Genomic DNA, 6,548 nt, shown 5'->3' with positions numbered 1-6,548 from the left:
GGTGCTACGTCGAAAGACACACATACGTGTGTACTTTTGGTCAGGCAAAAGTAGAGAACACTTTCTCCCAATTTATGAGCCAACTCGGAACGTCCCCCTCCAGGCTGCCGCCCCCCAGCCTCCACCACTTTTAGAAATAGCAGCAAACTCGCTATAACCACCCCCGCCGCACCTGGCCACCCCCTGTGTACAATCCCCCGGATTTACGTTATTTTTATCCCCGGACCATGAAAATAGCCACGCGTGAACAAGTCAGGGAAATCGACCGGGCGACGATACAAGACTACGGCGTCCCGGGCCTCGTGCTCATGGAGAACGCCGGGCGCGCAGCCGCCGACGTCATCCTCGAGGAATACCCCTTCGCCGAGAGCGTGGCCATATTCGCCGGCGGGGGCAACAACGGCGGCGACGGCTTCGTCATCGCACGCCACCTCGCCGGGCAAGGCCTCTCCGTTGCTGTCTACCTCGCATCAGACCCAGCCAAATACAGGGGCGACGCGCTCACGAATTATAAAGCGTTCAGGAATCTGGGAGGCAGCATAGTCGAGCTAACGGAATCGACGCGAAGATATAAACCCGCCGACGTCATCGTGGACGCTTTATTCGGCACAGGGCTCGACAGGGAAGTCGAGGGCTTCTACAGGAAGCTCATCGACTTCATAAACGCACAGCCCGCGGCTAAAGTCGCTGTAGACGTGCCCTCCGGGCTCGACGCCAACACGGGCTTCCCGCTAGGCGCGGCCGTGAAGGCGGACATAACCGTCACGTTCGTCGTCCCCAAGCTCGGCGTCTCGATATACCCCGGCGTCGATTATGCGGGCAGCCTCTACGTCGCCGACATCACGACGCCGAAGGCGCTCGAAGCCGATATCCCGTACGAGATGCTGACGCACGCCAATATCCGCGGCCTCGTCGGGAAAAGGGCCGCCGACACGCACAAGGGCACGTACGGGCACCTCTTCATACTCGCCGGCTCGCCCGGCAAATCCGGCGCTGCGGCCCTGGCGTCCCTGGGTGCGCTTCGGGCCGGGACAGGCCTCGTAACGGCCGGTATCCCCCAGAGCCTTAATACGATAATGGAGATAAAAACGACAGAGGCGATGACCGAGCCCATCCCCGAAACCGCGCAGGGGACGTTCGGCGAAGTCTCGGCGGCCCGCGCGAAGAAGATACTCTCGGAGAAGAAAACCGCCGTCGCAATCGGACCGGGGATCGGCACGACGGACGACGCCCGCGAATTCCTCTACCAGATAATAAGGACCTCGCCCGTGCCGATGCTCATCGACGCCGACGGCCTGACACTCGTCGCCGAAGAGCCCGGCATACTCAAAAAAGCCCGCGTCCCGTTGGTCCTCACGCCCCATCCCGGCGAGATGTCCCGCCTCGCGGGCATATCGACCGGGGACGTCCAGGGCGACAGGGTCGGCGTCTCCCTCGGGTTCGCCCGCGAATACGGCGTTTACGTGATACTAAAGGGCGCCCGCTCGCTCGTCTCCTGCCCCGACGGCAAGGTCTTCGTCAACACCACCGGCAACCCCGGCATGGCGTCGGGCGGAATGGGCGACGTACTCACGGGCATAACTGGCGGCTTCCTGGCGCAGGGGATGAGCCCCGAGGACGCCTGCAAGCTGGGGGTGTTCGCCCACGGCCTGGCGGGCGACAGGGCGGCCTCCGCAAGGGGCGAGACCGGCATCATTGCCGAAGACCTCGCCGACTCGCTCCCGGGCGTGATTAAAGACATTCCGACAATGGACGACGAGCCTTTCATCCGAATTAGATGAAAAGCGCCCGGTCGGCCTTCCAAACCAGAATGAAAACGGAAGATACGATGGAAACAGAGATAGTCGTTCACAGCAGCGACGAAACGGCGGCGCTTGGCGAGGTTATTGGCAAATCGCTCAAGCCCGGTAGTATTATCGCCCTTAGAGGAAACCTCGGAGCGGGGAAAACAGTGCTCGTCAAGGGTATCGCCAGGGCGCTCGGGATCGAAGAAGACCCCGTCAGCCCGACCTTCGTCATAATGAACGCGTACGAAGAAGGGACGATGCCGCTTTACCACTTCGACCTCTACAGGATTTCGGGCGCCGACGAGCTCTACGGCATAGGGTTCGAGGAATTCCTCTTCGGTAATGGCGTCTCCGCGGTAGAATGGGCCGAGAGGATCGAGGACGAGCTCCCGGATTATACGATAGACGTCGAGATCGCCATACCCGAAACGGGCGGCGCGGTCTCCGAAACGACGCGCAATATAAGAATAAAAGGACAAAGAGAATGGGTCTTATCGTTCAAAAATACGGCGGAACGAGCGTTGCGAACCTCGACAAGATAAAATGGGTCGCGGGGCACGTCATCCGTACGAAAGAAAAGGGTAACGGCGTCCTCGTCGTCGTCTCGGCCATGGCCGGCGAAACGGACAGGCTCGTGAAGCTCTCGCTCGAGCTCATGGACCCGCCCGACGAAAGGGAGCTCGACGTCGTCACGTCGAGCGGCGAGCAGGTCTCCTCGGGGCTCCTTGCCATGGCTATAAAAGCCCTCGGGCACGACTCCGTTTCCTACCAGGGGCACCAGGTGCGCATTATCACCGACAACGCCCATTCCAAGGCGAAGATAGTCCGCATAGACGCCGAGAGGATACAAAAGGCCCTCGAAAAGGGGAAGATCGTCATCGTGGCGGGGTTTCAGGGCGTAGACGACGACGGCAACGTCACCACCCTCGGGCGGGGCGGCTCCGACCTCACCGCCGTCGCGCTGGCCTCGGCCCTCGGGGCGGATTCCTGCGAGCTGTATAAGGACGACGTGGACGGTATCTACACGTCCGACCCGGGCATAGTCCCCACCGCGAGGAAGCTCGAGAGGATTTCATACGAAGAAATGCTAGAGCTCGCGAGCCTCGGGTCCAAGGTGCTCCAGGCCCGCGCGGTCGAATTCGCGATGAAGCACGACGTCCCGCTTCACGTGCGCCCGACGGCGAAACCCGAACAGGAAGGAACGTGGGTAGTTAAGGAGGAAGACATGACTCACATGGAAAATATACTAATCTCGGGCGTATCGTCCGACAAAAACCAGGCCAAGATCACGATCACGCAGGTCCCGGACAGCCCCGGCATCGCGGCGCGGATATTCTCGCCGCTGAGCGAGGCCGGCATCAACGTCGATATGATCGTCCAGAACGTCAGCATCGAGGGCCACACCGACATGACCTTCACCGTGCCGAGGACAGAATTTAAAAAATCAATTATACTAACAGAAGGTGTAGCGCGGGAGCTCGGCGCGAAGGACATCATCTCGGACGACAAGATTACCAAGGTATCGCTCGTCGGCGTCGGCATGAAGACGCATTCGGGCGTTGCGGCGAAGATGTTCTCGACCCTCTCGAAAGAAGGCATAAATATAATGATGATAAGCACTTCCGAGATAAAAATTTCCTGCGTTATAGAGGAAAAGTACACGGAGCTCGCGGTAAGGGCGCTGCACGACGCATTCGAGCTCGGGGAGGAAAAATGAGCGCACGGCAGGTGAAGATATACGACGTTACCTTAAGAGACGGCACGCAGGGCGAGAGCATTTCGTTCTCGATCCACGACAAGCTGCGAATCGCACAGAAGCTCGACGAGCTTGGAGTGCATTATATTGAAGGCGGCTGGCCGGGCTCCAACGAAAGGGACGAAGGATTCTTCGAAGAGGCCAAGAAGCTCCGGCTCCGGAGGTCCGCCATAGCGGCCTTCGGCAGCACGAGGCGCTCGGGCAAAGCCTGCGAGGAAGACGCCAGCATACAGGCCCTCCTCAAGGCGGAAACCCCCGCCGTAACGATAGTCGGCAAGAGCTGGGACTTCCAGGTAAAAGAAGCCCTCAGGATACCGCTCAAGGAAAACCTCGAAATAATCCACGACTCGGTGGCTTACCTTAAAAAGCACGCGGACGAAGTCTTCTTCGACGCCGAGCACTTCTTCGACGGCTACAAGCGCAATCCCAGGTACACCGTCGAAGCGCTGACGGCGGCGAAGGAAGCGGGGGCCGACGTCATAGTCCTCTGCGACACGAACGGCGGCACGCTACCGTGGGAAGTCGAGGAAATCGTCAGGGAGGTCGGCCTCGCCCTCGGCGACGCCGAGCTCGGCATACACACACACAACGACGGCGAAGTCGGCGTCGCCAACAGCCTCTACGCCGTAAGGGAAGGCGTACGCCAGATACAGGGCACGATGAACGGCTACGGCGAAAGGTGCGGCAACGCCAACCTCTGCTCGATCATACCGAACCTAAAGCTGAAACTCGGCATAGACTGCATAGGCGACGAAGAGCTCAAGCGTCTCTACGACGTATCGCATTTCATCCACGAGCTCACGAACCTCCCGCCGCTAAGGCACATGGCCTACGTCGGCGAGAGCGCCTTCGCGCACAAGGGCGGGCTCCACGTAAGCGCCGTCATGAAGAACCCCGACACGTACGAGCACGTTCAGCCCGACGTCGTCGGCAACCACAGGCGCGTTCTCATATCCGACCTCTCCGGGAGGAGCAACATCCTCTACAAGGCCGGTGAGCTCGGCATAGAGCTCGACCCGCAGGACAAGCGCGTCAACGCCATACTGAACGACCTCAAGAAGCTCGAAAGCGAGGGGTACGAATTCGAGGGCGCCGACGCGTCGTTCGAGCTCCTCATAAGAAAGTCCCTCGGCGAGTACAGAAAGCCCTTCGAGCTTAAGAGCGTCCGCACGCTTACGGACAAAAGGGCGGACGACGCCGAGCCCATAACCGAGGCCACGCTCATAGTACAAGTGGACGGGGTCGTCGAGCACACGGCCGCCGAAGGCAACGGCCCGGTTCACGCGCTCGACCAGGGCCTCCGTAAAGCGCTCGAAAAGTTCTACCCGAATCTCCGTGAAGTCCGCCTCAAGGACTACAGGGTCAGGGTCCTCGCGGCCAAACACGGCACGGACGCGGTAGTGCGCGTTCTCATCGAATCCGGCGACGGCGAGAGCGACTGGAGCACGGTCGGCGTATCCCAGAACATCGTCGAAGCGAGCTTAAAAGCCCTCGTCGACAGCATCGACTACAAGATTCTGAAAGACGAAGCGCGCCGCGCAGCCAAAGCCCGCGGCTAGCGGAGCAATCGATGTAGCGGGAACTATGCCACGTCTCTACAAAACACATAATATTGCAAGCCGCCGCGCGGCGAAGCAATACACTTCCGGGACGTAAAAATTGGCGTTAAAAAAATCGAGGGGATGAGCGTTAAAAATCTTATCAGGGGGTGGGGTGGGTATAAGATTTGGTGAAGACACGATGATTTTTAGCACAATTTTTCCCCGTCCCGTGACTTTTGCTACTTTTGGTCAAGCAAAAGTAGAAAGCCTTGGCCTTCTTTTTATTTTACTATTAAACCTTTACCGAACATGACATCATAGCAAACATGGCAAAACCAATATCTCAAGATTCAAGATCCGCTATGGAAAGAGCTAGGTTCTTCTTAACCAAGGCAAAGGAGTGTACTGTAGGCTTCAGAGTGGATTTCGAGGCTTATCTTGAAGCATCGATTATTTTTGGCAGATCGGTACTTCACAGGCTTCAATCCGAACATAAGCAAAACCCAAACTTCAAAACTTGGTGGGATTCGCTCGAAGAGGATATATCTGTAAACTTTTTCCGTGAACATCGGAATATTATTCTAAAGGAAGGTCCCCCAAAGATTGGGCAGATAATTAGCATGCCACTAATTAAATTCCAGTAAAGTTGGGTGGGGATACCAGCACAAATGAATTGGATGAAATCGACGATTCGGAAAGTAAAGCTGAAGAGTCTTATAATGCATCAGATTTATATTATTTTGAAGACCCTTCAATCCCTGCAACTGAAACTGTTGAAAAGCATTTAGATCAACTGGAACAACATATAAGAACATATCTCAAAACGTCTTGAGCCCGCATATGCAAGGTCTGCCTCTGGCTATTTCCCCCCTCACGACCACGCAGGCTTCGGCAGCCCGAACGCAAAAAAGAAAATAACGTAAAACAGCCAATACGTTATCAGCCCCACGACGCAAACCCATATCGCGTTCCAGGTGCTCCTGAAATCGAGCGCCTGCCTGACGGCGACTATCATCGCCGCGAGCGTCCACACCCAGACGACGAGGAACACTATCGCCGTCATGTGCGGCGTGCTCGCGAAGGCCCTGAATATGCCCGGCGCGCTCGCGAACCCGAGCACGCGCATGACTTCCCAATGGTCGCTCCTGGTCTCGGATTCGGGGAAGAGCTTCGTGCCGATGATGTATATGAGGAACGACAGCAATATCCACAGGACGAAGTTGGTTATCGTCCCTATCACGAGCCCGGCGTAATTCCCGACGTTATACGCGTAAAGCCCGCGCGAAAGACTCGACAGCAGCACGACCAGTGCCGCCTGCCACATCGCGCGCCTGTCGTGCTCGATCTCCTCGTAAACGGCCGGGTCGAGAAGAAGCGCCCTTATAAGCCTCTTGATAAACACCTGTGAACATCACCTCTCGCGATAAACGAAACGTACACGAATTCCGGCGCGCCTCAGCCGGC

At 57.6% G+C, this 6,548-nt stretch carries 7 protein-coding genes; 6 read left to right on the top strand and 1 reads right to left on the bottom strand.

Going from position 1 to position 6,548, the window contains the following annotated elements; genetic code table 11:
• Positions 1-227: 227 nt before the first annotated feature.
• From PKC29_14260 to PKC29_14235, 6 genes are all read left to right on the top strand, one after another.
• Positions 228-1,781: an NAD(P)H-hydrate dehydratase gene (locus PKC29_14260; protein HML96582.1), complete on the top strand. Its 1,554-nt coding sequence runs from the start codon at positions 228-230 to the stop codon at positions 1,779-1,781.
• A gap of 47 nt (positions 1,782-1,828) precedes the next feature.
• Positions 1,829-2,329 (top strand): tRNA (adenosine(37)-N6)-threonylcarbamoyltransferase complex ATPase subunit type 1 TsaE, encoded by a 501-nt coding sequence (gene tsaE / locus PKC29_14255; GenBank protein HML96581.1) that lies wholly within the window; start codon positions 1,829-1,831, stop codon positions 2,327-2,329.
• Positions 2,272-3,504, top strand: a complete 1,233-nt coding sequence (locus tag PKC29_14250) for an aspartate kinase (GenBank protein HML96580.1) — start codon at positions 2,272-2,274, stop codon at positions 3,502-3,504. The genes tsaE and PKC29_14250 overlap by 58 nt, the downstream gene beginning before the upstream one ends.
• Positions 3,501-5,102, top strand: a complete 1,602-nt coding sequence (gene cimA / locus PKC29_14245) for a citramalate synthase (protein HML96579.1) — start codon at positions 3,501-3,503, stop codon at positions 5,100-5,102. Before PKC29_14250 ends, cimA begins: the two co-directional genes overlap by 4 nt.
• A gap of 308 nt (positions 5,103-5,410) precedes the next feature.
• On the top strand, positions 5,411-5,728 hold the full coding sequence (locus PKC29_14240) for a hypothetical protein (GenBank protein ID HML96578.1): 318 nt from the start codon (positions 5,411-5,413) through the stop codon (positions 5,726-5,728).
• A 29-nt stretch (positions 5,729-5,757) separates the two neighbouring features.
• Positions 5,758-5,916, top strand: coding sequence for a hypothetical protein (locus PKC29_14235; protein ID HML96577.1), 159 nt, complete (start codon positions 5,758-5,760; stop codon positions 5,914-5,916).
• 39 nt (positions 5,917-5,955) lie between these two features.
• Here the strand turns inward: PKC29_14235 and PKC29_14230 are convergent, their stop codons facing one another.
• A complete protein-coding gene (locus tag PKC29_14230; GenBank protein HML96576.1) occupies positions 5,956-6,486 on the bottom strand; it encodes a YIP1 family protein in 531 nt (176 codons plus the stop codon).
• Positions 6,487-6,548: the final 62 nt, after the last annotated feature.

Source organism: Thermodesulfobacteriota bacterium, from assembly GCA_035325995.1.
GTDB lineage: Bacteria > Desulfobacterota_D > UBA1144 > Nemesobacterales > UBA2774 > JADLGH01.
Note: the sequence above shows the minus strand (reverse complement) of the source record. Positions and strands in the feature narration are given on the sequence as shown.